Origin of the sequence: Peribacillus glennii, from assembly GCF_003429105.1 — a bacterium.
Lineage (GTDB): Bacteria > Bacillota > Bacilli > Bacillales > DSM-1321 > Peribacillus > Peribacillus glennii.
Map to the genome: position 1 here is coordinate 1,525,487 of NZ_QVTD01000003.1, position 26,388 is coordinate 1,551,874.

The 26,388-nt window shown below is 44.3% G+C and carries 19 protein-coding genes and 1 pseudogene; 3 read left to right on the forward strand and 17 right to left on the reverse strand.

What is annotated here, in order from left to right; all coding sequences use genetic code 11:
- Window positions 1-18 precede the first annotated feature (18 nt).
- From polA to D0466_RS08950, 8 genes and pseudogenes are all read right to left on the reverse strand, one after another.
- On the reverse strand, window positions 19-2,652 hold the full coding sequence (gene polA / locus D0466_RS08910; protein WP_117322138.1) for a DNA polymerase I: 2,634 nt from the start codon (window positions 2,650-2,652) through the stop codon (window positions 19-21).
- A gap of 282 nt (window positions 2,653-2,934) precedes the next feature.
- The gene (pnpS, locus tag D0466_RS08915; protein WP_117322139.1) at window positions 2,935-4,707 is read right to left on the reverse strand and encodes a two-component system histidine kinase PnpS; all 1,773 of its coding nucleotides are present in this window, start codon (window positions 4,705-4,707) and stop codon (window positions 2,935-2,937) included.
- A pseudogene (locus D0466_RS08920) lies at window positions 4,704-5,424 on the reverse strand (winged helix-turn-helix domain-containing protein). Before D0466_RS08920 ends, pnpS begins: the two are co-directional and overlap by 4 nt.
- Before the next feature lie 355 nt (window positions 5,425-5,779).
- Window positions 5,780-6,253 (reverse strand): MaoC/PaaZ C-terminal domain-containing protein, encoded by a 474-nt coding sequence (locus D0466_RS08925; RefSeq protein ID WP_117322140.1) that lies wholly within the window; start codon window positions 6,251-6,253, stop codon window positions 5,780-5,782.
- Between the two features lie 130 nt (window positions 6,254-6,383).
- Complete coding sequence (mdh, locus tag D0466_RS08930; RefSeq protein WP_117322141.1) at window positions 6,384-7,322, reverse strand: malate dehydrogenase; 939 nt, start codon at window positions 7,320-7,322, stop codon at window positions 6,384-6,386.
- Between the two features lie 142 nt (window positions 7,323-7,464).
- A complete protein-coding gene (gene icd / locus D0466_RS08935) occupies window positions 7,465-8,733 on the reverse strand; it encodes an NADP-dependent isocitrate dehydrogenase (protein WP_117322142.1) in 1,269 nt (422 codons plus the stop codon).
- A gap of 113 nt (window positions 8,734-8,846) precedes the next feature.
- Complete coding sequence (gene citZ / locus D0466_RS08940; RefSeq protein WP_117322143.1) at window positions 8,847-9,962, reverse strand: citrate synthase; 1,116 nt, start codon at window positions 9,960-9,962, stop codon at window positions 8,847-8,849.
- A gap of 566 nt (window positions 9,963-10,528) precedes the next feature.
- A complete protein-coding gene (locus D0466_RS08950; RefSeq protein WP_325048692.1) occupies window positions 10,529-10,987 on the reverse strand; it encodes a DUF441 domain-containing protein in 459 nt (152 codons plus the stop codon).
- 236 nt (window positions 10,988-11,223) lie between these two features.
- On the opposite strand from D0466_RS08950, the gene ytvI reads away from it, so the two are divergent.
- Window positions 11,224-12,342 carry a sporulation integral membrane protein YtvI gene (ytvI, locus tag D0466_RS08955; protein ID WP_117322146.1) on the forward strand — a complete coding sequence of 373 codons (1,119 nt, stop codon included), beginning with the start codon at window positions 11,224-11,226 and terminating at the stop codon, window positions 12,340-12,342.
- 170 nt (window positions 12,343-12,512) lie between these two features.
- On the opposite strand, the gene aceA is transcribed toward ytvI, so the two are convergent.
- From aceA to dnaE, 9 genes are all read right to left on the reverse strand, one after another.
- The gene (gene aceA / locus D0466_RS08960) at window positions 12,513-13,814 is read right to left on the reverse strand and encodes an isocitrate lyase (protein ID WP_117322147.1); all 1,302 of its coding nucleotides are present in this window, start codon (window positions 13,812-13,814) and stop codon (window positions 12,513-12,515) included.
- Between the two features lie 278 nt (window positions 13,815-14,092).
- Window positions 14,093-14,479, reverse strand: coding sequence for an FxsA family protein (locus tag D0466_RS08965; protein ID WP_117322148.1), 387 nt, complete (start codon window positions 14,477-14,479; stop codon window positions 14,093-14,095).
- A gap of 237 nt (window positions 14,480-14,716) precedes the next feature.
- Complete coding sequence (gene pyk / locus D0466_RS08970) at window positions 14,717-16,477, reverse strand: pyruvate kinase (RefSeq protein WP_117322149.1); 1,761 nt, start codon at window positions 16,475-16,477, stop codon at window positions 14,717-14,719.
- A 198-nt stretch (window positions 16,478-16,675) separates the two neighbouring features.
- The gene (gene pfkA / locus D0466_RS08975) at window positions 16,676-17,635 is read right to left on the reverse strand and encodes a 6-phosphofructokinase (protein ID WP_117322150.1); all 960 of its coding nucleotides are present in this window, start codon (window positions 17,633-17,635) and stop codon (window positions 16,676-16,678) included.
- Between the two features lie 404 nt (window positions 17,636-18,039).
- Window positions 18,040-19,017 (reverse strand): acetyl-CoA carboxylase carboxyl transferase subunit alpha, encoded by a 978-nt coding sequence (accA, locus tag D0466_RS08980; protein ID WP_117322151.1) that lies wholly within the window; start codon window positions 19,015-19,017, stop codon window positions 18,040-18,042.
- Entirely contained in the window at window positions 19,014-19,880 is an 867-nt protein-coding gene (gene accD, locus D0466_RS08985) for an acetyl-CoA carboxylase, carboxyltransferase subunit beta (RefSeq protein WP_117322152.1), read from the reverse strand. Before accD ends, accA begins: the two co-directional genes overlap by 4 nt.
- A gap of 92 nt (window positions 19,881-19,972) precedes the next feature.
- Window positions 19,973-20,635 carry a FadR/GntR family transcriptional regulator gene (locus D0466_RS08990; protein WP_233522567.1) on the reverse strand — a complete coding sequence of 221 codons (663 nt, stop codon included), beginning with the start codon at window positions 20,633-20,635 and terminating at the stop codon, window positions 19,973-19,975.
- Window positions 20,610-21,848 (reverse strand): NAD(P)-dependent malic enzyme, encoded by a 1,239-nt coding sequence (locus D0466_RS08995; RefSeq protein ID WP_117322153.1) that lies wholly within the window; start codon window positions 21,846-21,848, stop codon window positions 20,610-20,612. Before D0466_RS08995 ends, D0466_RS08990 begins: the two co-directional genes overlap by 26 nt.
- 117 nt (window positions 21,849-21,965) lie before the next feature.
- Window positions 21,966-25,322, reverse strand: coding sequence for a DNA polymerase III subunit alpha (gene dnaE / locus D0466_RS09000; protein ID WP_117322154.1), 3,357 nt, complete (start codon window positions 25,320-25,322; stop codon window positions 21,966-21,968).
- Between the two features lie 175 nt (window positions 25,323-25,497).
- On the opposite strand from dnaE, the gene D0466_RS09005 reads away from it, so the two are divergent.
- Window positions 25,498-25,833: a YtrH family sporulation protein gene (locus tag D0466_RS09005; RefSeq protein ID WP_117322155.1), complete on the forward strand. Its 336-nt coding sequence runs from the start codon at window positions 25,498-25,500 to the stop codon at window positions 25,831-25,833.
- Complete coding sequence (gene ytrI, locus D0466_RS09010) at window positions 25,830-26,330, forward strand: sporulation membrane protein YtrI (RefSeq protein WP_117322156.1); 501 nt, start codon at window positions 25,830-25,832, stop codon at window positions 26,328-26,330. The genes D0466_RS09005 and ytrI overlap by 4 nt, the downstream gene beginning before the upstream one ends.
- The last annotated feature ends 58 nt before the right edge of the window (window positions 26,331-26,388 follow it).

Consider the following 26,388-nt stretch of genomic DNA (forward strand, 5'->3'; position numbering starts at 1 on the left):
TTTTCCTATATCATAGTTCTATTTCGCATCAAACCATGTCGGTCCATAAGCATAATCCACTTTTAATGGCACCTTAAGTTCAATCGCCCGTTCCATTTCTTCCGGAACAATTTTCATTAACATTTCCAATTCCCCGCGCGGAGCCTCAAAAATCAGTTCATCATGCACCTGAAGCAAGAGACGGGCCTGCAAGTTTTCCTCTTCTAGGCGCTCGCTCATATTGATCATTGCAAGCTTGATGATATCTGCAGCACTTCCCTGGATTGGGGTATTCATGGCTGTTCTTTCTGCAAAGCTTCGCAAATTGAAATTGCGGCTTGTGATTTCCGGGATATATCTCCGCCTTTGAAGAAGCGTTGTTGAATATCCTTTTTTCTTGGCCTCATGGATGCTTTCCTTCATGTATTCCTGGACACCTGGAAAGCTTTCAAGATACTGGTCGATGAACTTCCCTGCTTCTTTTCTGGTTATGCCGAGGCTCTGCGATAAACCGTAGTCACTAATGCCATACACAATTCCAAAGTTTACCGCCTTAGCATGACGGCGCATGTTTGGGGTTACTTCATCTTGGGAGACATGGAACACATCCATTGCTGTTTTTGTATGGATGTCCATGTCGGCCCTGAACGCCTCAATCAGTCCTTCATCATTTGCAATATGGGCGAGCACACGCAGTTCGATTTGTGAATAGTCAGCCGCAAATATAATCCAGTCCTTTTCAGAAGGAATGAAAGCCTGCCTGATTTTCCTGCCTTCCTCAAGCCGTATCGGTATGTTTTGAAGGTTGGGATCCGTCGAGCTCAGGCGGCCGGTTGCCGTTAGTGCCTGGTTGAAACGGGTATGCACTTTGTGCGTCTTTTCATCAGCTACCTTTAAAAGTCCCTCGATATACGTAGACTTCAGCTTTCCTAGCTGACGGTAATGAAGAATTTCCCTTACCATTTCATGTTCATTTTCTAATTTTTCCAGTACATCAGCAGAGGTGGAATACCCGGTTTTTGTTTTCTTTACAACCGGCAGCCCCAGCTTTTCAAATAAAATAACCCCTAACTGTTTTGGAGAGTTTATATTAAATGACTCCCCTGCGTGTTGATGAATCTTTTCTTCCGCCGCTTTCAGCCTTTGGGATAACTCCACACCCATTTCCTTCAGCCTGTCCACGTCGACTGTGACACCCTGCACTTCCATTTGAGCCAGTATAATGGCCAAAGGCATCTCCAGTTCCGTGAACAATTGATACTGCTCATGTTCCTCAAGCTTTTTAACCATAGGTTCCATCATGTTGAATATTGCTTGGGATTTACGGGCCAGATGCTCACCGAGCCTGTCCTCTTCAGGCACTGAACGTTTCGCTCCTTTTCCGTAAAAAGCTTCATCGGATTGGATTTGAATGCCTCGTTGCGATTTGGCGATGGCTGCCACATCATCCACTGATTCCGAAGGGTCCAAAATATAAGAGGCAAGGAAAATATCAAAATCTACTCCTTTAAGCTCAATTCCCCTTCTTTTTAGGGCAACGATCGATCGTTTCGCATCAAAGACCGCTTTTCTCTTCGATTCGTCGCCAGCCCACGTTTTAAACACATCCGAACGAAGGGCTGCTTCCACGGGGATATAAAAATCCCCATTTTTATTGGACATCGATATGCCGATGATGTCTGCACGGTGGTAATTATCTTCCAATATTTCAATATACAAGGAGCTTTCTGCTGCGATCAGGCTGGAAGTGATTTCTTCCACCTTTTCAAACTTGATATCCTCTTGGACAATATCACCTTCAGCTTCTGATGTGTCCTCCATTTTGTCAAGCAATGACTGAAAGCCTAATTCCTTATACAAAGAAATCACTTTTGACTTGTCCATTCCGTTATAAACCGTGTCCCCAAGCTTTATTTCAATTGGAGCCTGCCTTGTAATCGTCGCAAGCTGTTTGCTTAACACGGCCGATTCTTTATGCTCTTCGATTTTTTCTTTTAACTTTTGCCCGCTTACCTCATCAATTGATTCCAGCAAATTTTCAACCGTCCCGAATTGATGCAACAGTTTAAGGGCTGTCTTTTCCCCGACACCCGGTATTCCCGGGATGTTATCGGATGCATCTCCCATGAGGCCCTTCATATCGATAATCTGCCCAGGACCAATCCCATACTTTTCTTGAATATGTGCAGGAGTATAGACTTCGATATCGGTAATCCCTTTCCGCGTTATCCCCACTGTAGTACTCGGTGAGGAAAGCTGTGTTAAATCCTTGTCTCCGGAAATGATTTTTACTTCAAAGCCCTCTTTCTCCGCCTGAAGTGACAGAGTCCCGATAATATCGTCCGCCTCATAGTTCTCAAGCTCATATTGTGAAATCCCAAAGCGATCCAACAAATCCCGTATGAAAGGAAATTGTTCGGACAGCTCAGGAGGCGTCTTTTGGCGCCCGCCTTTATACTGCTTGAAAGAAGCATGGCGGAAAGTCGTTTTTCCTGCATCAAAGGCCACCAGCATATGGGTCGGTTTTTCCTCTTCAAGGATTTTGTTAAGCATCATGGTAAAGCCGTAAATGGAATTCGTATGGATTCCTTTATCATTATTAAGAAGCGGCAGCGCAAAAAAGGCCCGGTATGCGATGCTGTTTCCATCAATCAGCACAATCTTTTTTTCCAATCTTAATCCCCCTAACTTTAAAAAAAAGCTTGTCCAAAACCCGGACAAAACCAAAAAGCCGTTATGATCCTTTTTATATTCTAACATGAGAATATAACGAAAGAAAAATAACGGCCATCTTCAACTTTATTATGAAAAAGGTGAGGACGGGGTCGTGTCCTCACCTTTTTCGGCTCCTTGGATGAAGGGGTTTTCATAAGTTATTGTAAGCTCCTGATATTAAGGACGCTTGAATTATTTGTTAAAATAATGTAAATTACTTCAATTTACACGATTTCCCCTTCATTCCTTTACATTCTTATTAAAAATCACCGTAAAAGTCGTGCCCTTGCCTGGCTGGCTTTCAACGGATATCCTTCCTTTATGCGCTTCCACTATATGCTTCACGATTGCAAGCCCAAGGCCTGTGCCACCTGAATTTCGGCTTCTTGCCTTATCTACCCGGTAAAAACGCTCGAATATACGGGGCAATTCCTCTTTCTCAATCCCAATGCCGGTATCACGCACGACTGCTTTTACCGAATGGCGATCCTCAGCTACGCTTATATCCACCGATCCGCCTTGTCCTGTATAGTTCAATGCGTTCGTAATCAGGTTGATGAATATCTGCTTTACCCTGTACGAATCTCCATTGATCGTGATGGGATTTTTCGGGGCATGTAACGTCAATGAAATATTTTTCTCATCCGCTTTTCCCTGAAGGATCGTACATGTCTCTTGAAGCAACTGGGGCAGATTCAAGCTCTCGATATTCAAGACGAATTCCTGCTGCTCGATCTTTGACAAATCCAATAACTCCTGGATTAACGCCTGCATCCTGTCGCTTTCTTTTAAAATGATCGATAGGAAATGCTGCAATGCTTCTTCATCCTGCATGGCCCCGTCCAATAAGGTTTCGGAAAAACCTTTAATGGAAGTGATCGGTGTTTTCAGCTCGTGGGAAACATTTGCCACAAAGTCTTTTCTCACTTGCTCAAGCTTTTTTAATTCGGTGATATCATGTAAGACAACCAGGATACCTTTCCATTCATCATGGTTGCCAATGATTGGCGCCCCGTATACTTCAAAGTGTTTTCGTTCAATTGCAAGGGGAATCAGGAGCTGGCGCTTAATGCTTTGTTCAATCATGAAAATTTCTTCAATAATATGAATGATTTCCTTATGGCCGATCACTTCATAATATAACCTGTACAGAATATCTGACGCCCCAACATGAAAAAGTTCCTTATATTCACGGTTGATCAATGTAACATAGCCTTTGTTATCGATCAGCATGACACCGCTGCCGATATTTTCAATTAGCGTTTCAAGCCGGTCCTGCTGCATTTCCCTTGCAATCTCCATCTCCTGGAGGTTTCTTGCCAAAATATTGAGCGAGGTACTCAAGCCCCCTGCAACATCGGAACGGTCTTCGTATGTTCGGGCCCTGTAGTTCCCTTTGGCCAATTCGATAGCGGTCGTAGCGGCGGATTCAATCGGACGGATATATCTTATGGCGATCCTGCTTCCGATAATGATAATCGCAATAAGTGAAGCCCCGATGCTTCCGATCAGGATCCACCACATTTGACGCTGCGCCTTTTGCATGACATCCATCTCATTGCTCAGAACTATATACCCTTCGACTCGATTATCCCTTTCGATCGCTTTCCAATAATAATGAAGGTCGGCAGAATCCTGGACCACTTCATACCCTTGCTTACCGGAGCCTTTGTTTTCCATGATCTGTCGCAATATGGCAGCATGGTTCCCCGGTTTGTTCTTTCTATTGGCATGGGAGTCATACAGCACTGTGCCATTTTCAGACAGGATGGTGAAATGGGATCCGAGCAAAGCCGTCAGTTCGGTTTTGCTGCCTCCTCTTAAAAAATTGTCGACGCCGCCATTCTCTTTTATATAATTAGATATAAAAAGCGTTTCTCTATGGGCTCTTTCATTAAAAAAATCCACGTAATGACTTTTAAATAATTGGCCCAGCAGCAGGCCGGCCGCTATTAAAACGACGGTGATCATGCTGATTAAAGTCAGAAGAAGCTTGGTCCTGAACTTGGTCATTCCGCTCTGGGCTCCTCAAGCTTGTAGCCTAAACCCCTTATCGTCTTGATATAAAGTGGTTTCTTTGTGTTTTGTTCAATTTTTTCACGGAGGTGGGAAATATGGACATCAACGATCCTTGTATCGCCTGCAAAATCATAATTCCAGACAGCACTCAGCAACTGATCCCTTGTTAATACCCTGCCCTTATGCTTAGCGAGGTACAGTAGCAGTTCAAACTCCTTTGGTGTCAATTCCAGCAGATTCTCCTCAAAAAAAGGCTTCATACCGATCAGGATAGATCTGTAAATCGCCGAACTTCAGCCGCTCATCATCTTCTTCGGGCACGGCTTCCTTTAAATCTGATTGAATCTGGGAACGGCGTAGTATCGCCTTGACGCGCGCAACTACCTCACGGGGACTGAAGGGCTTGGTCATATAATCATCGGCACCTAGTTCCAGACCGAGCACTTTATCAAATTCATCGTCTTTTGCCGTAAGCATCAGAATCGGCACCATCACTTTTTGCTGCCGAAGCTGTTTGCATACTTCTATTCCGTCAAGCTTTGGAAGCATCAAATCCAAGACGATCAAATCAGGATTTATTTCTAATGCAAGGTTTTTGCCTTCCTCCCCATCCATTGCTGTGGCAACGGAATAACCGGCCTGTTCTAAATTGTATTGAAGCAGGGTCAGTATTGATTTTTCATCATCCACAACGAGAACTTTTTTTGCCATGGCTTCCTCCTGAAAATATAGTACCCCAATATATAATGTTAGCCTTCATCCACTATCATTATAATGAAAAAAAGTAGACAGGAAAACTTTTTTCACAAAGGTCCTACTTTGTGCCTGCATTTTGGGCCACAGGCGTTCAATCGCATAAAACAAAGCGGCAGCTTTCTGAGGATGTGGGTCACACAGCGCTACAGTACGTAGCGCACTTAACCTGTGTTCTGCCTAATTCAGGTATGAAAGTTTTTTTCATACCTATTAAAAAAAGATGTGTCATAAGGGCTGACCCCCTATGACACATCCCTTAAAAGCCTCCAGGCATAGGAGGCAGAGTGATCACTCTTTTGCAATTTTCTTTTTAAAAATTATCAAGAATGCTTCCGTCGGTAGAAGCGATTTGCTTGGGAGGGCACGCCTTCATGCTTCCTTTTAAAACGATTTCCTCTTCTTCATTAACACCGATAATGTCAATCTCAATAAAATGGTTTTCTCTATTTACTCCTATTACTTCAAAAAAGAATGTTACAGTACCATAATGGTAGACAGGCTTTGGAAATTCCAGTTCCTGAGAAAGAATGTGGCTGCCGGGCCCCGGCAGATATTTAGAAATCGCTGAGGTGATAATTCCGACAAGCATAATGTTCGGAACAATCGGTTTAGTGTAGGACGTAAGTGAAGCGTAATCATGCTGGATATAAAGAGGGTTAGCGTCATTGGTCAAACCGAGATACAATAGAAGGTCTTTATCTTCCATTTTTTCAGTGAGGGTCAATTTTTCCCCGATATTGATTTCTTCAATTTTCCTGCCGAGCTTCCTTTTCCTTAACAGCATTAACCTACCGTCTCCTTTACTAATCGCTTTTTACGGTTTAAAAAAAGAGGGTGCCCTGCAATAATGGGGGCATCGAACCTCAACCCGATGACCATTTGGACATCCTCTTTTAGCTACTGAAAAAGAATAATTACTGAAGTACCTTCATGACGCTTTTTACAGATGCTGCGGATTTAGCAAGTGCCGCCTTTTCCTCTTCTGTAAGTTCAAGTTCGATGATTTGTTCGATACCGCCAGCTCCAAGGATCGTAGGGACTCCTAGATAAATTCCTTCAAAACCGTATTCCCCTTCAAGATAAGCTATGGAAGGAATCACACGGCGCTGGTCTTTAACGATCGCCTCTGCCATTTCAACAAGTGAAGCCGCAGGTGCGTAATAAGCGCTGCCGTTTCCAAGAAGGTTAACGATTTCGCCTCCTCCTTTGCGGGTGCGTTCCACAATCGCTTCCAAACGCTCGCGTGGAATAAGGGTTTCAAGAGGGATACCGCCTGCATAAGAATAGCGGACCAGCGGTACCATATCATCTCCATGGCCGCCCAGTACGAAGCCGGTAACATCTTTGACTGAAAGGTTTAGTTCCTGTGCAACGAAAGTACGGAAACGCGCTGTATCAAGAACCCCGGATTGCCCGATTACACGGTTTTTAGGGAAGCCGGATTCCTTGAATACAGTGTAAGTCATTGCGTCAACCGGGTTAGTAAGTACAATAATCGTAGTATTCGGCGAATGTTTTACGATTTCATGGGTAACTGATTTCATGACCTTCTGGTTTGTCTGCACCAAGTCGTCACGGCTCATGCCTGGTTTGCGGGCAATGCCTGCAGTGATGATCACGATATCTGAATCAGCTGTTTCTGCGTAATTTGATGTTCCGATGATATTTGCGTCAAATCCCATGATAGGACTTGCTTCGAGCATATCAAGGGCTTTCCCTTTAGTTGGGTTTTCCGCTTGTGGGATATCCACCAGCACAACATCGCCAAGCTCTTTTTGAGCTAATAAAAAGGCAGTTGTGGCACCTGTAAATCCGCCACCGATAACAGAGATTTTTTTACGTTTCATGGACATGTCAGTTCCCTCCTTACGATTATGTAGAAATCTTACATTTTAAGCTATCCCCTTGCTGTGGTATATAGTAAAACCATCCGAATGCAAGCTTTTCAGCTGCATCCGGATGATTTTTTCAAATCCTATCGAATCCCAGTAAAAATTAAAGGTTTTTGATCAATTCATCAGCAAATTCGGAGCATTTCACTTCAGTGGCACCTTCCATCAGGCGTGCAAAGTCATATGTTACAACTTTGGAAGAGATGGTCTTCTCAACTGAGCTTATGATGGATTTAGCAGCTTCCGTCCAGCCAAGGTGTTCAAGCATCAACACGCCTGAAAGAAGGACAGAAGATGGATTTACCTTATCAAGGCCTGCGTATTTAGGAGCAGTACCATGTGTAGCTTCAAAGATCGCATGTCCAGTTTCATAGTTTATGTTAGCCCCTGGAGCAATACCGATACCGCCAACTTGTGCAGCAAGCGCGTCAGAAATGTAGTCACCATTCAGGTTCATTGTTGCCACTACATCAAATTCCTTTGGACGTGTAAGGATTTGCTGCAGGAAGATATCGGCAATGGAATCCTTGATGATGATTTTGCCCTCTGCTTCGGCTTCAGCCTGGGCTTTGTTTGCAGCCTCAGTACCTTGTTCTTCTTTAATGCGGTCATATTGGGCCCATGTGAACACTTTATCGCCGAATTCCTGTTCAGCCAGTTCATAGCCCCAATTTTTGAATGCCCCTTCTGTGAACTTCATAATATTTCCTTTATGTACCAAAGTCACGGACTTGCGCCCTTCTTTGATCGCATAATTGATGGCAGCCCGCACAAGGCGTTGAGTCCCTTCTTCGGAAACCGGCTTGATTCCGATACCGGAAGTTTCAGGGAAACGAATTTTTGAAACACCCATTTCATTTTGCAGGAAGGCAATTAATTTCTTTACTTCATCACTTCCGTTTGCATACTCGATACCTGCATAGATGTCTTCCGTGTTTTCACGGAAAATAACCATGTCCGTATCCTCAGGGCGTTTGACCGGGGAAGGAACCCCATCGAAATAGCGCACTGGGCGCAAGCATGTAAACAGGTCAAGCTCCTGGCGAAGTGCAACGTTCAATGAACGGATCCCGCCGCCAATCGGTGTGGTAAGCGGGCCTTTGATTGCAATTAGATACTCACTGATGACATCCAGTGTTTCCTTCGGAAGCCATTCGCCTGTCTGGTTAAAAGCTTTCTCTCCAGCCAGCACTTCTTTCCAAACGATGCTCTTTTCACCGTTATATGCTTTCTCAACCGCTGCTTCAAGAACACGTGAAGCTGCCGCCCAAATATCAGGGCCAATGCCGTCTCCTTCGATAAAAGGGATAACCGGGTTATTAGGTACCTGCAATGTACCATTCTCTACTGTAATTTTTTCACCTTGTGTCATGTCTGTACCTCCATTTCAAATTCAAAGGTTAGTGGTTTTCTATAAACCATCTAACCTCTTTATCTCACAATTATTAATTTACTATATAATCGCTAAATTAAAAAATAAAATTATTATCTTTTTTCCACTGGTACATATTTTTGCATGCCAGGGCCAATATATTCAGCGCGAGGGCGGATCAAGCGATTGTTTTCGTATTGTTCAAGAATATGCGCCAGCCACCCTGATGTACGGCTAACAGCGAAAATTGGCGTAAACAGGTCATGGTCAATGCCAAGGCTGTGATATACGGAAGCTGAATAGAAATCCACGTTCGGCGGAAGATTCTTTTGGGAAGTGACCAAATCCTCAATTTTCACCGACATATCGTAGTATTTTGACTGGCCGGTAAGTTCAGTCAGTTTTTTGGACATTTCTTTTAAATGCTTCGCGCGCGGATCCCCGTTGCGGTATACACGGTGTCCAAAGCCCATGATTTTTTCCTTGTTCTCCAATTTCCCGTTAATGTAGGAGTCTGCATTTTCTACTGTTCCGATTTCTGTAAGCATCTTCATTACCGCTTCATTAGCTCCGCCATGCAATGGGCCTTTTAGCGCGCTGATTGCAGCGGTAAGCCCTGAATAGATGTCGGATAATGTAGCAACGGCAACTCGTGCTGTAAAAGTAGAAGCGTTTAATTCATGATCTGCATGCAGCACCAAAGCTTTGTTAAAGGCTTCTTCTTCAATGGCCGTCGGTTCTTTGCCGCTCAGCATATATAAGAAGTTAGCCGCAAAGCTCAGGTCCGTACGGGGAGCAACAGGCTCAAGCCCCTTTCTGACACGGGCAAATGCTGTAACGATTGTGGGAATCTGCGCCTGCAGCCGGATTGCTTTCCGGTAGTTCGCATCTTCCGACATATCATCAGCTTGTTCATCATACAGGCCCAATAATGATATTGCTGTACGGAGAGCTGCCATCGGGTGTACCTTTTCAATCGGATACATTTTGAAATGGTCAAGCACTTCCTTTGGCAGGCTGGCATTTTCAGCAAGCTGCTTAGTCAGCAGCTCCAATTCGCCGCTATTTGGAAGGCTTCTGTGCCATAATAAATAGATTACTTCCTCAAATGTAGCATTTTCAGCAAGATCATCGATATCATAGCCAACATAAGTCAACGTATCATCTATGATCGAACTGATGGATGAAGTTGTTGCCACTATTCCTTCCAGACCCTTTGTTACTGACATACAAAACATCTCCTTTTCTTGAATATTCCCCTTTTCCCTTGTCCCCCTGCCTGTAAAATTAGAGCGCTTCCAACATGGCGTTGAATTCAGCAACGCCATTATGTAATACAGGAGGTAATGCTTTAAAATGAAAGCGTTATCACTAAAGGTACAAAAATGTTTGATTCTTTCTACCTATTGCCGTCTCTCATTTTTACCCTAATGATATTCTATCAAAACATCTCTATCGAGCGCTTGCTCAGGAATTGGCCTCTATGTATGAAGAAGTGGTGGGGTTAAGATTGAAACATGCGCACTGCAGCAATCCACCGCCCTCCGCCATTCCGTTGCAAGGGGTTCTACAAATCCATTATATACAATTATCAGATTTTTGTGAATGGAAAGAACCTAAAATGTGAAAAATTTATTATTTTTTTAGAAAAACATAAATATTTATTATTATTTGCCGTCCCGGACAGGTGTGTAAAGGGCCATCACTGCAGCCGAATGCAAGCCGCATAGGGTTCAGCGCCGTCATAATGGCCGCCGCAAGGATAAAAATTCCATTGAAGTACACACCTTTTCTGTTATTTTATAAAATTGTACACTTGCATACATAGGTAGGCAATTCCAGCACCAACCAATGGTCCTACAGCGACTCCCTTAAATAGTGCTACGGCCAGGATCGTTCCAAAAACGAGCGCTGTTGTGATATGCGGGTCCGTTGCAAGCAATGAAAGGCCGCCTTTTGCCATCAGCGCCACAGCAATTCCTGAAGCAAGTGCAATCCAGGCATAAGGGGATTTAATTGCCTCTCCCAGCTCTTTGAAGCCGATTGCCCCATTTGCAATCGGGACCAATACGGCAATCGTAATCACCGTCACTCCGAGATTGATTCCTTTAGATGATAAATAGGGGAATACCTTTGCATCCAGGCCGGTAAACTTCAGCAGCAGAAGAAAGCCTGCCGCAACCATAAGCGAATTATTTTTTGCTAAATAACCGATCGCCCCCAGCATAAATAAAAAAAGAACCGATCCGTTCATAAACATTTCTCCTGACCTATTTCTTATTATCGCAACATAATAAAAGACTTATTTTAATTGCAGAAATATTGTTCATTCATTCAATGAATCTTTTATTAGCGGTGAAACTTTCTTTTCATATTCTGCGTATTAAGCATTATAATTAAACGAGCAGATTGGTACCCGGGCTGTACACCCATAGCCCGGAATTTTATAGATTCGATTCTTTCGTATACTGAAACAAGGGGAGGGAAAATATGAATCCTTTCATTGTAAACCGTTTTCTCCGATTTCTTCTAGTAATATGCATTATCATTGCCGGCATATTATCGCTTTTTTACTTATCCAAGTATACCTATCCTTTCATCATCGCTGTGTTTATCGCCTTTTTCATGAATCCCCTCGTCGATTTTCTGGAAACAAAAACAAAATTGCCGAGAGGGTTTGCAGTTTTTATTGCACTCCTGTTGATCCTTTCTGTTTTTGCCGGGTTGATCACACTGTTAGTAGCCGAAATTGTTTCGGGTGCCGATTATCTAGGAGAGATGGTACCTAAACATGTGGAGACGATCATAGACTTTATCGAAGCATTTGTAGCAGGCCAGATTTTGCCGTTCTACAACAAAATCGCAACCCTTTTTAATAACCTTGATGTGGAACAGCAGGATACGATCATGGCAAATATCCAGAACGTGGGCGAGAAAATCGGTTCGACAGCCGGGAATTTTATACAGGGATTTTTCCAGAACATACCGGCAATCATAGGCTGGTTCCCTAACGCAGCCACAGTCCTGATTTTTTCCTTATTGGCGACATTTTTTATCAGCAAGGATTGGTACCGGCTTTCCAGGTTCAGCGGCAATATAATGCCTGAGAAAGTGTTTTTCAGCTTCAAGCGGGTTATCCAGGATTTAAAAAAAGCATTATTCGGGTTCGTCCGTGCACAATTCACCTTAATTTCCCTAACTACCATCATTGTTCTCGTCGGGTTATTGATCCTGCAGGTCAAATATGCAATAACAATCGCCTTGATATGCGGTTTAGTGGATATCCTGCCATATTTGGGTACCGGAACGGTGTTTGTTCCATGGATTATTTATGCTGCCATTACTGGGGATACAGGTCTGGCGATTGGCCTTGGGGTATTGTATGCTGTGGTCATTGTCCAACGACAATTAATGGAGCCTAAAGTTTTATCCTCGAGTATTGGACTGGATCCGCTAGCGACTCTTATCGCTCTTTTTGTCGGTTTCAAATTGATTGGTTTTCTTGGGCTGATTGCAGGGCCGGTTGTGCTCGTGATTTTTAACACATTGCACCGCGCCAATGTATTCAGGGATATTTGGAGCTACATAATGGGTAAAGATCCTATCTAAAAAGCATAATGAAAACCCTGCAATTGGCGAGCCTGAAAAGAGATGTCAATCGAACAACCCACAGTTAAACCCTAGAAATAATCCGTGGGGCTGCGAAATAATATTTCTTCAATTCCACAAAAAGGTGCCAGGCATCATCCTGAAAAAGAATGCTGCCTGGCACTATTTCTTTATGCCTTAATTTCTTCCTTTTTTCCGGAATTGAATTGTTCCGCTTCGGTAGAGCCTTTAAGGGCTGTTGTGGATGATGTACCTCCGGATACAACCTGAGCAACTTCATCAAAATAGCCGGTACCGACTTCACGTTGGTGCCTTGTTGCTGTGTAACCAAATTCTTCACTTGCAAATTCCGCTTGTTGCACTTTGGAGTAGGCAGCCATGCCATGGTCTTTATATTCACGTGCCAATTCGAACATACTATGATTGAGAGTGTGGAATCCTGCGAGTGTAACAAACTGGAATTTGTATCCCATTTTTGCGATTTCCCGCTGGAAATTAGCGATCGTTTCATCATCCAGTTTTGCCTTCCAGTTGAATGAAGGCGAACAGTTATATGCCAGAAGCTTGCCAGGGAATTTCTCATGGATTGCCTCAGCAAAACGGCGTGCTTGTTCAAGATTTGGTTCAGATGTTTCACACCAGATCAAGTCTGCATATGGTGCGTATGCGAGCCCTCTTGCAATAGCTTGGTCCAAACCGGCTTTCGTTCTGAAAAATCCTTCAGGTGTGCGCTCGCCAGTAATAAACGGCGCATCTGCCGGGTCGATATCGCTTGTAATTAAATCTGCCGCATCTGCATCTGTGCGTGCAATCAACACGGTAGGGACTCCCATGACATCAGCCGCGAAACGGGCAGAAATTAAGTTCTTTACAGCCGTTTGTGTCGGAAGAAGTACTTTCCCGCCTAAATGGCCGCATTTTTTCTCTGATGCTAGCTGATCTTCAAAGTGAACGCCTGCAGCACCTGCTTCTATCATGCCTTTCATTAGTTCGAAAACATTCAGCTGTCCTCCAAAACCTGCTTCAGCATCCGCTACGATTGGTGCAAACCAATCGATTTCTTCATTACCTTCCATGAAGTGAATTTGATCCGCACGCTGAAGTGCCTGGTTAATTCGTTTTACGACCTGCGGCACACTGTTTGCCGGGTACAAGCTTTGATCCGGGTACATATGTCCGGAAAGGTTGGCGTCGGCGGCCACTTGCCACCCGCTTAAGTAGATCGCCTTAAGCCCTGCTTTAACCTGCTGCATTGCCTGGTTTCCTGTTAAAGCACCAAGTGCGTTAATGAAATCCTCTGTATTCACTAGGTTCCAAAGCTTCTCAGAACCCCGGCGCGCCAATGTATGTTCAATATCGATAGAACCTCTTAAACGGATTACATCCTCTGCGCTATAAGGCCTGGTAATTCCGTTCCACCTTTCGTCATTTTTCCAGCTTTCTTCAAGATTCCTGGCTCTTTCTTGTCTCATAGTATTATTCCTCCTGGTTTAGGTATTTTTTGTTATAATACAGAAACTATTATTTGTTTTTGTATTATAACAATTTCTTATTTGTATTATATAACAATGTTTTTAAGTTTGTCACCATTTTTCTAACAATTTTGATAAATTAATTTATAATAAGTTTACGGATCCTTTAGTATCAACATTCCATTGATTAATAGACGACGAAAAACCAAATAATTCTGTATTACAACAGGAACTGCAGCAAGTAAAAAAAACGACCCGGCCTCTTCAGCCGGGTCGTGTTACCTAATGATTGTGATATTTCCTTTATCGATCATGTTTCTTAGTAATTTAAGCAGCAGCGGTTTGATGATTTTCCTGGTGGGCGGAAGCAATAAGAACAATCCAAAGAGATCCGAAACGAAACCGGGTGTCAATAGCAATGTACCTCCAACGAGAACACAGATTCCATCCAGAAGGGCGCTTCCCGGTACTTGCCCATATCTCATTTGCTCCTGGGCCTTTCTTAGAGTTTCAAGCCCCTGCTGCTTTGCCAGGTATGCGCCAATTACTCCGGTTGAAATCATAAGCGCAAGCGTCGGCCAGAACCCTATTGTCCTTCCGGTGAACAACAAAACTGCAATCTCAACCGTAGGCAGTGCAATCAATATCAGCAAAAAGTATTTCATCTTATTCCTCCAGGGCGATTACAAAGTGGATGTTGCCTGCTACTATCATTATACAGCAATCGGCAGAGACGATTCTAACATTACCCACTATGAAAACTGGAAGGTTCCATGCAAAAAAAAGATGGCTTATCACCTGGTTCAATAACATGTAACTGTTTGGAACCACATAAGCCATCCATTGTTGATTATTTTCGAAGTTCACTTTCAGGATACGGGCTGAAAGAATCCAAAATGATCTTACAGAACATTCGCATGTCCATTGTAGATAACGCCCCTGCTTGCATCAACAGTAATGCTTTGCCCATCTTTTAAAATGGAAGTTGCTTTTTCCGCGCCCACGATGACCGGGATGCCGAGATTGATCCCGACAACCGCAGCATGGCTTGTAAGGCCGCCCTCTTCTGTTATCAACGCTGAACACTTTTCAAGTGCAGGCATCATTTCTTTATCTGTTCCTATTGTAACAAGGACGGAACCTTCGGAAACCTTTTCATTAGCTTCTGCAGCGGACTTTGCGATCACCACATTTCCTTTGGCTGATTTTCTGCCGATCCCTTGTGCTTTTAACAGGGTATCTCCAAGCACATGGATTTTCATCAGGTTTGTGGTTCCCGTTTCCCCTACCGGAACGCCGGCGGTAATTACCACAAGATCCCCATGTTTAACAAGCTCACAGCTTAAGCTGGAGTCGATTGCAGATTCGAGCATTTCGTCAGTTGTTTTAGCTTCGGTGCCTAATTGAGGATATACACCCCAAACGAGGGCAAGCCGCCTTGACACATGTTCTTTCGATGTCACGGCGATAATTGGCGCATGAGGGCGGTATTTAGAAATCATCCTCGGTGTATGTCCGCTTTCCGTCGGCGCAATTATTGCGGCAACACCCAGATTTAAAGCGGTATGTGCTACCGATTGGCTAATCGCATCCGTAACATTATGTCCATTATCCTTGCTTCTTCTTGAAAGAAGGTCTTTATGATTCAAGGCAGATTCGGCGCGGGAAGCAATATTATGCATCGTTTGGACAGCCTCTATCGGATAGGAACCGGCAGCTGTTTCACCGGAGAGCATAATCGCATCTGTTCCGTCAAAAATCGCATTTGCTACGTCGCTTGCTTCCGCACGGGTAGGACGGGGGTTCCTTTGCATGGAATCCAGCATTTGCGTAGCGGTAATGACAGGCTTTCCTAGCGTATTGCATTTCTTGATCAATTGCTTCTGAACCAGAGGCACTTCCTCTGCCGGAATTTCGACGCCTAAATCTCCGCGCGCAACCATCAAGCCATCGGAAACCTCAAGGATTTCATCAATGTTATCCACACCCTCCTGGTTCTCGATCTTCGGGATGATTTGGATATGTGGCGCACCATGCTGTTCTAAAAGTTCGCGAATTTCGAGTACGTCCGAAGCACGGCGTACGAATGATGCAGCGATGAAATCAATCCCCTGCTCGATTCCAAAGATAATGTCCTGTGCATCCTTTTCTGTAATCCCCGGGAGCTTTACCGATACACCAGGAACATTGACTCCTTTTTTATTTTTAAGTGTTCCGCTGTTAAGGATTTTGGTCTTAATCTCTTTCCGGTCCCGGTCGATGCCGGTAACGTCCAAGCCTATCAATCCGTCATCCAATAAGATTCTTGAGCCGACATTGACATCATCAATAAGCCCTTCATATGTTATGGAGAATTTATCGGGAGTTCCAAGCACTTCTTCCATCGATACAATGACTTCGTTTCCTGCCGCTAAGTCAATCGCATCATTCTCCATGTTATGGGTCCTGATTTCCGGGCCTTTTGTATCTAAAAGAATCGCAACCTGCTTACCGGTTTTGCGTACGGCTTCACGGATGGTGATAATTCTGTTTCCGTGCTCTTCATGGCTGCCATGGGAGAAATTTAATCTCGATACATTCATGCCTGCTTCGATAAGTTGAGTCAAATTTTCCATGCTTTCACTTGCAGGGCCGATCGTACAAACGATTTTTGTCTTGCGCATGCTTCATTACCTCCAGTGATTTCTTTTAACACTTGTTTGGCTGATAGGAAAGTATAAAACTTTATTATTGCATGAAGCAGAACACAGGCTACAGGACGCCACGTCCTTATGTTTTCCGCCTGTGTGCTGTGACCCGCTTCCTCACAAAGCTGCCGCTTATTTCACGATATAATTCTGCCGAAGCCTTCCTTATCTTGGCTAAATTGACAATTCCGAAGAGAGATCATACATTTTTTTATCTATATTGTGAGGCATGGCAAGAGCTTCAATGATATCGTAATCGACCAAACGGTTCTTCTCGATCCCGACCGCCCGGCCTCCTTTGCCTTCCATAAGGAGTTCCACCGCAAGTGCGCCCAGCCTGCTGGCAAGGACCCGGTCCGAAGCTGTCGGGGAACCGCCTCGCTGCACATGTCCCAAAACCGTAACACGGGTTTCAAAGCCGGTTGATTCTTCGATTTTCTTTGAGAAATCAACAGCGCTGCCCACACCTTCTGCAACGATAATAATACTGTGTTTCTTCCCGCGTCCGTGCCCACGCTGTAACTTCGAGGTAATATCGTCCATATTGTATTCATATTCGGGTACGATAATGGTCTCGGCACCACCTGCCAGCCCCGCCCATAAAGCAATATCCCCGGCATTGCGGCCCATTACTTCAACCAGGTATGTTCTTTCATGGGAGGTCGCCGTGTCCCTGATTTTATCGATGGCATCGATTACGGTATTCAAAGCTGTGTCAAAGCCGATGGTGAATTCAGTACCAGGAATGTCATTGTCAATGGTACCGGGGACGCCGACGCAAGGGTAGCCTCTTTCTGTTAAGGCCTTTGCACCCATGTAAGACCCATCTCCGCCGATAATGACAAGGCCTTCTATGCCATGTTTCTTTAATTGTTCGATTCCTTTTAGTTGCCCTTCAGCTGTTTTAAATTCAAGACAGCGTGCAGAGTGCAGCATCGTTCCGCCCCTGTGTATGATATCACCGACCGAACCAATTTCCAGCTTCTTTATTTCCCCCTCAATTAGTCCTTGGTATCCACGGTAAACTCCATAAACTTCAATATCATTGTAGATCGCCTTACGGACAACCGCACGGATGGCCGCATTCATTCCCGGGGAATCTCCCCCGCTGGTCAGTACACCTATTTTCTTCATCAACAATCACCTCGATATAACTTCTGAAAAACTGCTGGTTCGGACTGCTCGCTAATATGCGAAAGGTTTGCCCGAATTATGTAAATTTAAATTGGTTAACCCATAGACGTCTGCCGATATCATTTTAAGCAAAAAAAGACCGACAATAATCCAGGATTATTACTTCTTTAATATAGCCATAATTTGCCTACATTATTTGATTGGATCCTATATATCATTTTACTTTTATCTTCCGCGCTTTCATTCTAGAATAGTTGTTTCATTTCGTAAACCTATTTGGTCCCTGAATATTAGTTATTTTTCTAATAAAACGTTTTCATTTTTAATTTGTAAAGAAACTATGTTTTCGGAAAAGTCAAAAAACAGGAACGCGAGAAAAAACGTGCGCCATACTGGCAACACGTTCACTTTACCCTGGTTAATTCCTTTTCTAACGAGTATTCCCCAATTTGTTTGAATTTCAAATATCTTTGGTTGATCAGCTCTTCCCCGTTTAGAGAAAGAAGCTCATCCAAAGAATTCTTCAGGACAGAGCGTATGGTATCTGCCTGATTTTGGATATTATGGTGTGCACCGCCTTTTTCCTCCGGTATGACCTCGTCAATAATTCCAAGCCCCTGCAGATCGGGTGCGGTTATTTTCATCGTTTCGGCAGCCCGTTTCGCCTGGGTGGAGTCCTTCCATAAGAGAGCAGCAGCTCCTTCCGGGGAAATCACGGAATAGGTGGAATTCTCGAGCATGTGAATCCTGTCTCCGACTCCGAGAGCAAGGGCGCCACCGCTGCCGCCTTCTCCAATGACAATGCAAATGATGGGAACTCTCAGCCCTGCCATTTCAAAAAGGTTTTTCGCAATGGCTTCACTTTGTCCCCGCTCTTCGGCTGCTTTGCCAGGATAGGCTCCTTTAGTATCAATGAAACAAATGACCGGCCGATGGAATTTCTCAGCCTGCTTCATTAACCTCAATGCCTTTCTATATCCTTCAGGATGCGGCATACCAAAATTCCGGAGTAAATTTTCTTTTGTGTCCTTGCCCCTTTGATGTCCAATAACCGTTACCGGATAGCCTTCAAACTTCGCTATGCCGCCGACGATTGCCTTATCATCTCCGTAATGCCTGTCACCGTGCAGTTCCAGGAAATCAGTAAACAGATGGGGGATATAGTCGAGGGTGGTCGGCCGGGCCGGATGCCTGGCCACCTGTACCCGGTCCCAAGGCTTCATGTTTTCATATATATCCGTCTCTAGCTTTTCAAGCCTTTTTTCCAGCTTTTCTATTTCAGCAGACAGATCAACTTCCGCATCTTTTGTTATTTCCCTTAATTCATGAATTTTTTTCCGAAGCTCTGTAATCGGACGTTCGAATTCCAACTCGCCTATCATACCCATTCACCACCCGGAACATGGATTTCCAGAATATTGTTCAGTTTATCCTTCATTTCCAACCTGGAAATCACGGCATCGAGCTGGCCATGTTTCAACAAGAACTCCGCTGTCTGGAAATCTTCCGGAAGCTCTTCCCTGATTGTTTGTTCTATGATCCTTCTGCCGGCGAAACCGATTAAAGCCCCCGGTTCGGCTAAATTTATATCTCCTAATGAGGCAAAGCTGGCTGAAACACCGCCTGTAGTCGGATGTGTCATGATAGAGATGATCAGTCCGCCTTCATCACTGAACATTTTCAGTGCGGCGCTTGTCTTAGCCATTTGCATGAGGCTGAGTACGCCCTCCTGCATCCTTGCCCCTCCGGAAGCAGTAAATATCAGGAAGGGAATCCGTAATTCCCTTGCCTTTTCGATAGCCCGGGTTATTTTCTCACCCACGACCGATCCCATGCTTCCCATCCGGAAGCGGGAATCCATGACTGCCACCGCTACCTGACTATCACCGATTTTACCGACTCCCGTCACGACGGCTTCATTAAGTCCTGAATGCTCACGGTCTTTTTCAATTTTCTCCATATAATCAGGAAAATCAAGGGGATTGGCTGATAGGAGCCCTGCATCCATTTCCGTAAAGCTCTCCGGTTCGAACAGGCTTTCTATTCTTTCATAAGCAGTCATCGTAAAGTGATGGCCGCAATGAAGGCATACTTTGAAATTTTTGACCAATTCTTTTGTATACATGATTTTCTTGCAGTTTGGGCATTTAGACATGATTCCTTCGGGAACATCCTGCTTATCCCGTTCGGAAGGAATCGTAGCGTATTTCTTCTTTTTCGATTTTGTAAATAGCTCTTTAAGCAAGATGAAACCTCCCTTTGCCATTAATTCTCACTGGCATTAAACGCTTGTCCTTAACTTTATCAGCTAGCTTGTAAAAATTCTGTAAAAACATGTCAGGTGTCCGTCGACAGTTTTCTGATGCTATGGTAGTAAATGGAACGGGCTTTATTTTCATTCCGCTCCTTCAAAGCCTGAATCAAATTTATGTAACCTTCGAGTGGAATTGCTTGCGCAGGAGCATATGAGGCTTTTGCATAGCTGTTGATGATACGCCATATTCTTTCCAATAGCTTGTTTCGGTTCAATTCCGCAATTTTTTGAAAGAATGATTCATCATCGAATCCGCTTTGCGCCGCCCACTTCAACAGGATATCCAGATCGGCCTCGGAACAATATGCGATAATTGTTCTTATGCAATCCATTTCAATCAAGTATTTTGTTTCCAATAAGTTGCTTTGGATTTGCGGGTTTTGCAGGAAAAAGGCTCCCAACAACTCCACCAGCCTATGCTCCTGAAAATCCTTTATGAAGGTCCCTTCTCCTCTGCGCGTTTCAATAAGCCCAAGAAGCTCTAGCGCCCGCAAAGCCTCACGGACTGAGGAACGCCCCACATTCAGACGTTCCGCCAGCTCCCTTTCCGAGGGAATTCTATCGCCGGGCAAAAGCCCGTCCGCTTCTATCATATTCCTTAGCTTTTCTACAATATCCAAATATATTTTCGAAGATGGATTGGAATGGATCATTTCCGCATCACTCGCTTTTTCCAATAATCGCAAGCTTTCTGGTTTTCTCCTTTACGTCTTCAGGGTCGGCTTTGAGCCTTGCAACCCCCGTTTCCATGGCTGCTTTGGCAACTGCCGCCGCAACTGCAGGAGCAACTCTCTCATCGAATGGAGCAGGAATCACATAGTCGGCATGAAGTTCTTCTACCGTTATCAATCCCGCAATCGCATCCACTGCCGCCACTTTCATTTTTTCATTGATATGGGTCGCCCGTACATCTAGGGCACCCCGGAAGATTCCCGGGAATGCAAGTACATTGTTTACCTGGTTAGGGAAGTCCGACCTTCCTGTTCCGACAACTATCGCCCCGGCAGCTTTTGCATCATCCGGCATGATTTCCGGATCGGGATTCGCCATTGCAAATATAATCGGATCTGCATTCATCGATGCCACCATTTCCTTCGTTAATGCTCCGGCAACGGAAACACCTATAAACACATCCGCTCCCTTTATGACTTCTTGAAGGCTTCCTTCGAGCCTGTGGCGGTTTGTAATCTTGGCTATTTGGTCTTTGACTTCATTCATGCCAAAGGTACGCCCTTCATAGACCGCCCCCTTGGAATCGCACATGATGATATCCCGTACCCCATAGCTGTATAGTAATTTTATGATTGCGATTCCGGCTGCTCCTGCGCCGCTTGCAACCACTTTTATTTCCGGCATTGATTTGCCCGTTATCCTAAGCGCGTTAACAAGGCCGGCAACCGTCACGATCGCTGTGCCATGCTGATCATCATGGAAAACGGGAATGTCCATTTCCTTTTTAAGCCTGTCTTCGATGATGAAGCAGTTCGGGGCGGCAATATCCTCAAGGTTCACTCCGCCGAATGTCGGTTCCAGCATCTTAACGGTATCTACAATTTTATCCACATCAGTCGTTTTTAGACATATCGGAAAAGCATCGACACCAGCAAAGCTTTTGAACAGTACCGCTTTCCCCTCCATCACCGGCATGGCAGCTTCAGGCCCGATATTGCCAAGGCCAAGCACAGCCGTCCCGTCAGAAACAACCGCTACGGTATTGCCTTTCATAGTATAGTCATATACCGATTCTGGTTTGTCATAGATTTCTTTGCATGGCTCTGCCACCCCAGGTGAGTAGGCCAGGCTTAAATCTTCGGCATTCCTTACAGGAACCTTTGATACAGTTTCAAGCTTCCCTTTATTTGTTTTGTGCATGTGCAAGGCTTCTTCTCGTAATGACAATGTGTTCACTCCTCGGGTTATTCAAAAGGAAGATGGGTTGTAAAATCCAGTCGCAAAAAGTGGTCTGACCACGATGCCTTTCTTTAAATATAACATAACTGAACAATTTGTGAATCATTAATCTTGTTTTAATACGACGTTCCCATCTCCTGCGATTGCCTTTAATTTCGTTAAAAGTTCCGCGGTCGGCGTTACCCAGTCCCCTAAAGACAATTGTACATACCTGTCTTCCCTTTCGTAATAAAGCATGACTTTCGTTGTTCCTTTATATTTGAATAATGCTTGTTTGAGTCGTTTTAAATTGGAGGCAGTCTGTTTATCCTTTTCGATTTTTATAAACAGTCGTGAACTTTTTTCTTCCATCATATCTTTTAACTCTTCGAGGGAGTAAATTTCCTGGATAATGAATTGCTTTTTGCTGTCCCGTTCCTCTATCGTCCCGCTTAACATGGCAATATTACCGTTAACCAGCATCGGCATGTGGTTTTTATATACAGTCGGAAAAGCTACTGCATCAAGGTCGCCGGTTTCATCACTTACCGTCAGGAAGGCCATTGCTTCTCCCTTTTTTGTACGTATGCTTTTGACAGAGGAAATATACACCCCCAATAATGCCTTATTTTCTGTTTTTAATATCGCATTGTCTATCGAAACTGCTCCGAAATGACGGAAGATCTTCCTGTATGACGCAACCGGATGATTCGATAAATAAAGGCCCAGTACACTTTTTTCAAAATACAGTTTATCCTCCATCCGGATTGGTTCGACATCCACATATTTGGGCTTTAACGACAACTCATCGGATCCAAACAAGTCGAACCCTCCGTCTTCGGGTTTAACAAGTTCTGCATGGCTTAACGCGACATCAAGGCTTGCGAGCAGGGTTGCCCGGTCTTCCCCGAATTCATCAAAGGCACCTGAATGGATGAGTGCCTCAAGGATGTTTCTTCCTGCGGCTTTGCTTGCAACCCGGAGGCAAAAATCGAATAAATCCTTGAATTTCTTTTGCCTTCTTGCCTGGAATATTTCTTTAAGCGCCGCACCGCCGATCCCTTTAAGCGCCGCCAGGCTAAACCGTATCCCTTCCTTTTCTGCCTGGAACGGGTATCCGCTTTTATTGATCGAAGGAGGCAGGACAGGAATCCCCTTGTTCTTTGCTTCGCCCACATACTGGGCAATTTTATCTTCGTTGCCGATCACCGATGTCAGCAAAGAAGCCATGAAAAATCCTGGGAAATGCGCCTTCAAGAAAGCCAGCTGGTAGGCTATAAAGCTATACGCTACTGCGTGGCTGCGGTTAAAACCATAATTGGCGAACCGGACGATGCTGTCATAAACTTCATTGGCAATATCCGGTGAATACCCCTGTTTTTTCGCCCCGTTTACAAAATGCGCTCTCTCCCTGTCTAGGACGTCTTTCTTTTTCTTGGAAACTGCACGCCTGAGCAAATCCGCTTCGCCCAGCGTAAAACCGGCCATTTTGGAGGCTATTTGCATGATTTGCTCCTGGTAGACGATTACCCCGTAAGTATCCTCCAAAATAGGCTGTAAGTCCGGATGCAAATAATCGATTGATTTCAGTCCATGCTTCCGTTCAATAAACAAGGGGATATTCTCCATCGGTCCCGGGCGATACAGGGCGTTCACCGCAACGATATCTTCAAAGCGTGTAGGGGCAAGCTTCATGATTACCTTCCTGATTCCCTCCGACTCAAGCTGGAATACGCCTGTCGTATCCCCTTTACTTAGAAGCCGGAACGTTTTCGCGTCATCCATTGGGATGTCTTCTATATGCACTTTTTGTCCTGTTCCTTTTTGGATGTTTGATACTATATTATCTATCAGTGTCAAATTCCGGAGACCCAGAAAATCCATTTTCAAAAGCCCCAGCTCTTCAAGAAGATCCATTGGAAATTGAGTAAGATGAATGCCTTCATGTCCCTGTTGGATTGCGATAATTTCCGTAAGCGGCAAGTCGCTGATCACCACCCCTGCTGCATGTGTGGAAGTATGGCGGGGAAGCCCTTCAAGTTTTAATGCCGTTTCAAAGAGTGACTGGTTAAAATTACTCTCATTCACGAAATCCCTTAACGCGTTCGATTCTTTAAAAGCCCCCTTAAGGGTAGTTCCCAATCGCGATGGGATCATTCTGGACAGTCTTTCCTGTTCCTTTGCATTCAAACCGTATGCGCGGCCGGTATCGCGTATCGCCGCTTTAGCAGCAAAAGTACCGAACGTAATGATCTGGGCTACGTGCAGCTCACCGTACTTCGAGGCAACGTACGAAATGACTTCCTCCCTCCGATTGTCGGGGAAATCAATATCGATATCCGGCATGCTAATGCGATCAGGATTGAGAAACCTTTCAAACAAGAGCTTATGTTTAATTGGGTCGACATCGGTGATCTCCAAAACATAGGCCACCATGGAACCTGCGGCCGACCCTCGTCCCGGTCCGGTCAGGATGTGATTTTTCCGCGCATACTTCATAAAATCCCAGACGATGAGGAAATAGTCGCTGAAATTCATTTTTTTAATTACTGACAATTCATATTGCAACCGTTCATAATGTCCAGTCTGCGGATTCCTGTATCTCTTTTGAAGCCCGTCGAGGCAAACTTCCTTCAGAAGCTCATCGGCTGCCATGCCCCCTTCTACAGGGTACTTGGGCAGCAATGAGCGGTTAAACGTAATGTTCACATCACACTCGCCGGAAATTTTCAGCGTGTTTTCCAATAAATCAGGCAAATCGAGGAATTGTTCGGCGATTTCTTTTCCTGTTTTCAGGTAATTTTCTCCCCCGAGAGGCTCGATTCGGTTTTGATCTGATAATTTCTCGCCGTTTTTCACAGCTTCAAGCACTTCCTTAGCCAGTGCATCCTCCTTATTTAAGTAAAAAACGGGATTGGTAGCGGCCATCGGTATGCCTGTTTCTTGTGAAAGACGTTTCAAGAGGGCTTCCATGTCTTCTTCGGGAGCCGGCATGCGCTGCATTGATAGATAGAAAGATTCCCTTCCAAAAATGCTTTGGTATAATTTCGCCGTCTCTTTTGCCTGCTCGAATTCCCCTAATCTTAGAAAGGTCTCAATCCTGCCAGGAGCCCCTGGTGAAATGGATATCAGACCTTTTGAATAGGCACCAAGCCATTTAAGCGGGATTCCGGCAGCCGATTTCGTTTTTATGGCACTGGTGATTTTCAACAGATTTTGATAGCCCTCATTATTCCTGGCCAATAAAATGAGCGGATATGGCTCTTCTTGCCCGTCCAGGACATCAGCCAGCAATCCGATAATTGGTTTTATGCCCTGCTTTTGGCATTCTTTATAAAAATAAATGGAACCATACATGACATTCCTGTCGGTTAAAGCAAGTGCCGGAAACCCCTTGGCCTTGGCCTGTGACACTAACTCGTCTATTTTGACGGTGCTTGACAGCAAGCTGTACGCACTTTGTATATGGAGATGGATAAACACATTTTTCGCCCACCTTTACCAGGCTTTCTTTCTTTACATTATAGAACCTAATCGCAAAAAAAGAAAATATGTTCTCATTTTGGCATTTTTCCGTTAAAGGAAATTCATATATGCCAAAGTTTGTCCATATATATAAACATAAGTCTAATATTTTTAAAACAAGAGGATGGTCAGGATGAACGAAGCTTTTTTTCCTGCTTTTATTAACAGCTATTTCACATCGCTGGGTTTGTTGCTCGGCGGTTCTTTAATGGGAGGGCTTGCGGCGTTTTTTACCGGGCAGGCGCCGCTTACAGCGATTTTCAGGCTATCGGATTCATTGAGGATCTGGGCGATCATTGCGGCAATCGGCGGTACATTCGATACCGTCTATTCTTTCGAACGCGGGCTTTTTAATGGGGAAACAAAGGATATCATAAAGCAATTTCTGCTGATCCTCTCCGCGATGGGCGGTGCCCAAACAGGAGCACAGCTGATAAACTGGCTGACACAGGATTATATTTCGCCATGAGGGTTCCGCAATATCATCATGTCCGTGCCTGGCTGCGTTTTTTTTCCGGTGTGATTATCGGAGCGGTTATAAGCTGGATGGTTTTCTTATTCATGTATGGTGTGCTGCAGGAAAAACAGATTCAAAAGATCAACTACCAGCAGAAGATCATTAAAAATCTAAGTGATAAAAATGATATTTGGGAAGAGGACTATGAAAAGCTGAATGAAGAAACGGAAAAGAAACTGAAGATCCAAGACCTTCAAATCACTATTTTAAATGGGGACACCTATCATTTGGACCATTTAAGCATAGCGGAAGCAGAGGATGCCATCCGGGCTGACTTAGCTTCTCTGATTGCCAAAGACGTAGAAACCATCTATAACGGAAGGTCTCTGTTAAAAAAATCCATTGAAAATAAAATCCTCGACATTAATAAAAGGCGTTACAGATTGGATGTGGCCGAAATATTTTTCTATACAAACATGAAAATAGAAGTCCGCCTTGTACGCCTGTAAAGAAATAAAATTACAAGCATTGTTTAATCTGACTTAAGGGGCCAGACTCCACAACTCG

Coding starts and splice junctions, on each gene's coding strand:
- pnpS (WP_117322139.1), bottom strand. CDS start 4,707: ATGACCAAGTTCAGGACCAAGCTTCTTCTGACTTTAATCAGCATGATC.
- D0466_RS08925 (WP_117322140.1), bottom strand. CDS start 6,253: ATGCTGTTAAGGAAAAGGAAGCTCGGCAGGAAAATTGAAGAAATCAAT.
- mdh (WP_117322141.1), bottom strand. CDS start 7,322: ATGTCCATGAAACGTAAAAAAATCTCTGTTATCGGTGGCGGATTTACA.
- icd (WP_117322142.1), bottom strand. CDS start 8,733: ATGACACAAGGTGAAAAAATTACAGTAGAGAATGGTACATTGCAGGTA.
- citZ (WP_117322143.1), bottom strand. CDS start 9,962: ATGTCAGTAACAAAGGGTCTGGAAGGAATAGTGGCAACAACTTCATCC.
- D0466_RS08950 (WP_325048692.1), bottom strand. CDS start 10,987: ATGAACGGATCGGTTCTTTTTTTATTTATGCTGGGGGCGATCGGTTAT.
- ytvI (WP_117322146.1), top strand. CDS start 11,224: ATGAATCCTTTCATTGTAAACCGTTTTCTCCGATTTCTTCTAGTAATA.
- aceA (WP_117322147.1), bottom strand. CDS start 13,814: ATGAGACAAGAAAGAGCCAGGAATCTTGAAGAAAGCTGGAAAAATGAC.
- D0466_RS08965 (WP_117322148.1), bottom strand. CDS start 14,479: ATGAAATACTTTTTGCTGATATTGATTGCACTGCCTACGGTTGAGATT.
- pyk (WP_117322149.1), bottom strand. CDS start 16,477: ATGCGCAAGACAAAAATCGTTTGTACGATCGGCCCTGCAAGTGAAAGC.
- pfkA (WP_117322150.1), bottom strand. CDS start 17,635: ATGAAGAAAATAGGTGTACTGACCAGCGGGGGAGATTCCCCGGGAATG.
- accA (WP_117322151.1), bottom strand. CDS start 19,017: ATGATAGGCGAGTTGGAATTCGAACGTCCGATTACAGAGCTTCGGAAA.
- D0466_RS09005 (WP_117322155.1), top strand. CDS start 25,498: ATGAACGAAGCTTTTTTTCCTGCTTTTATTAACAGCTATTTCACATCG.
- ytrI (WP_117322156.1), top strand. CDS start 25,830: ATGAGGGTTCCGCAATATCATCATGTCCGTGCCTGGCTGCGTTTTTTT.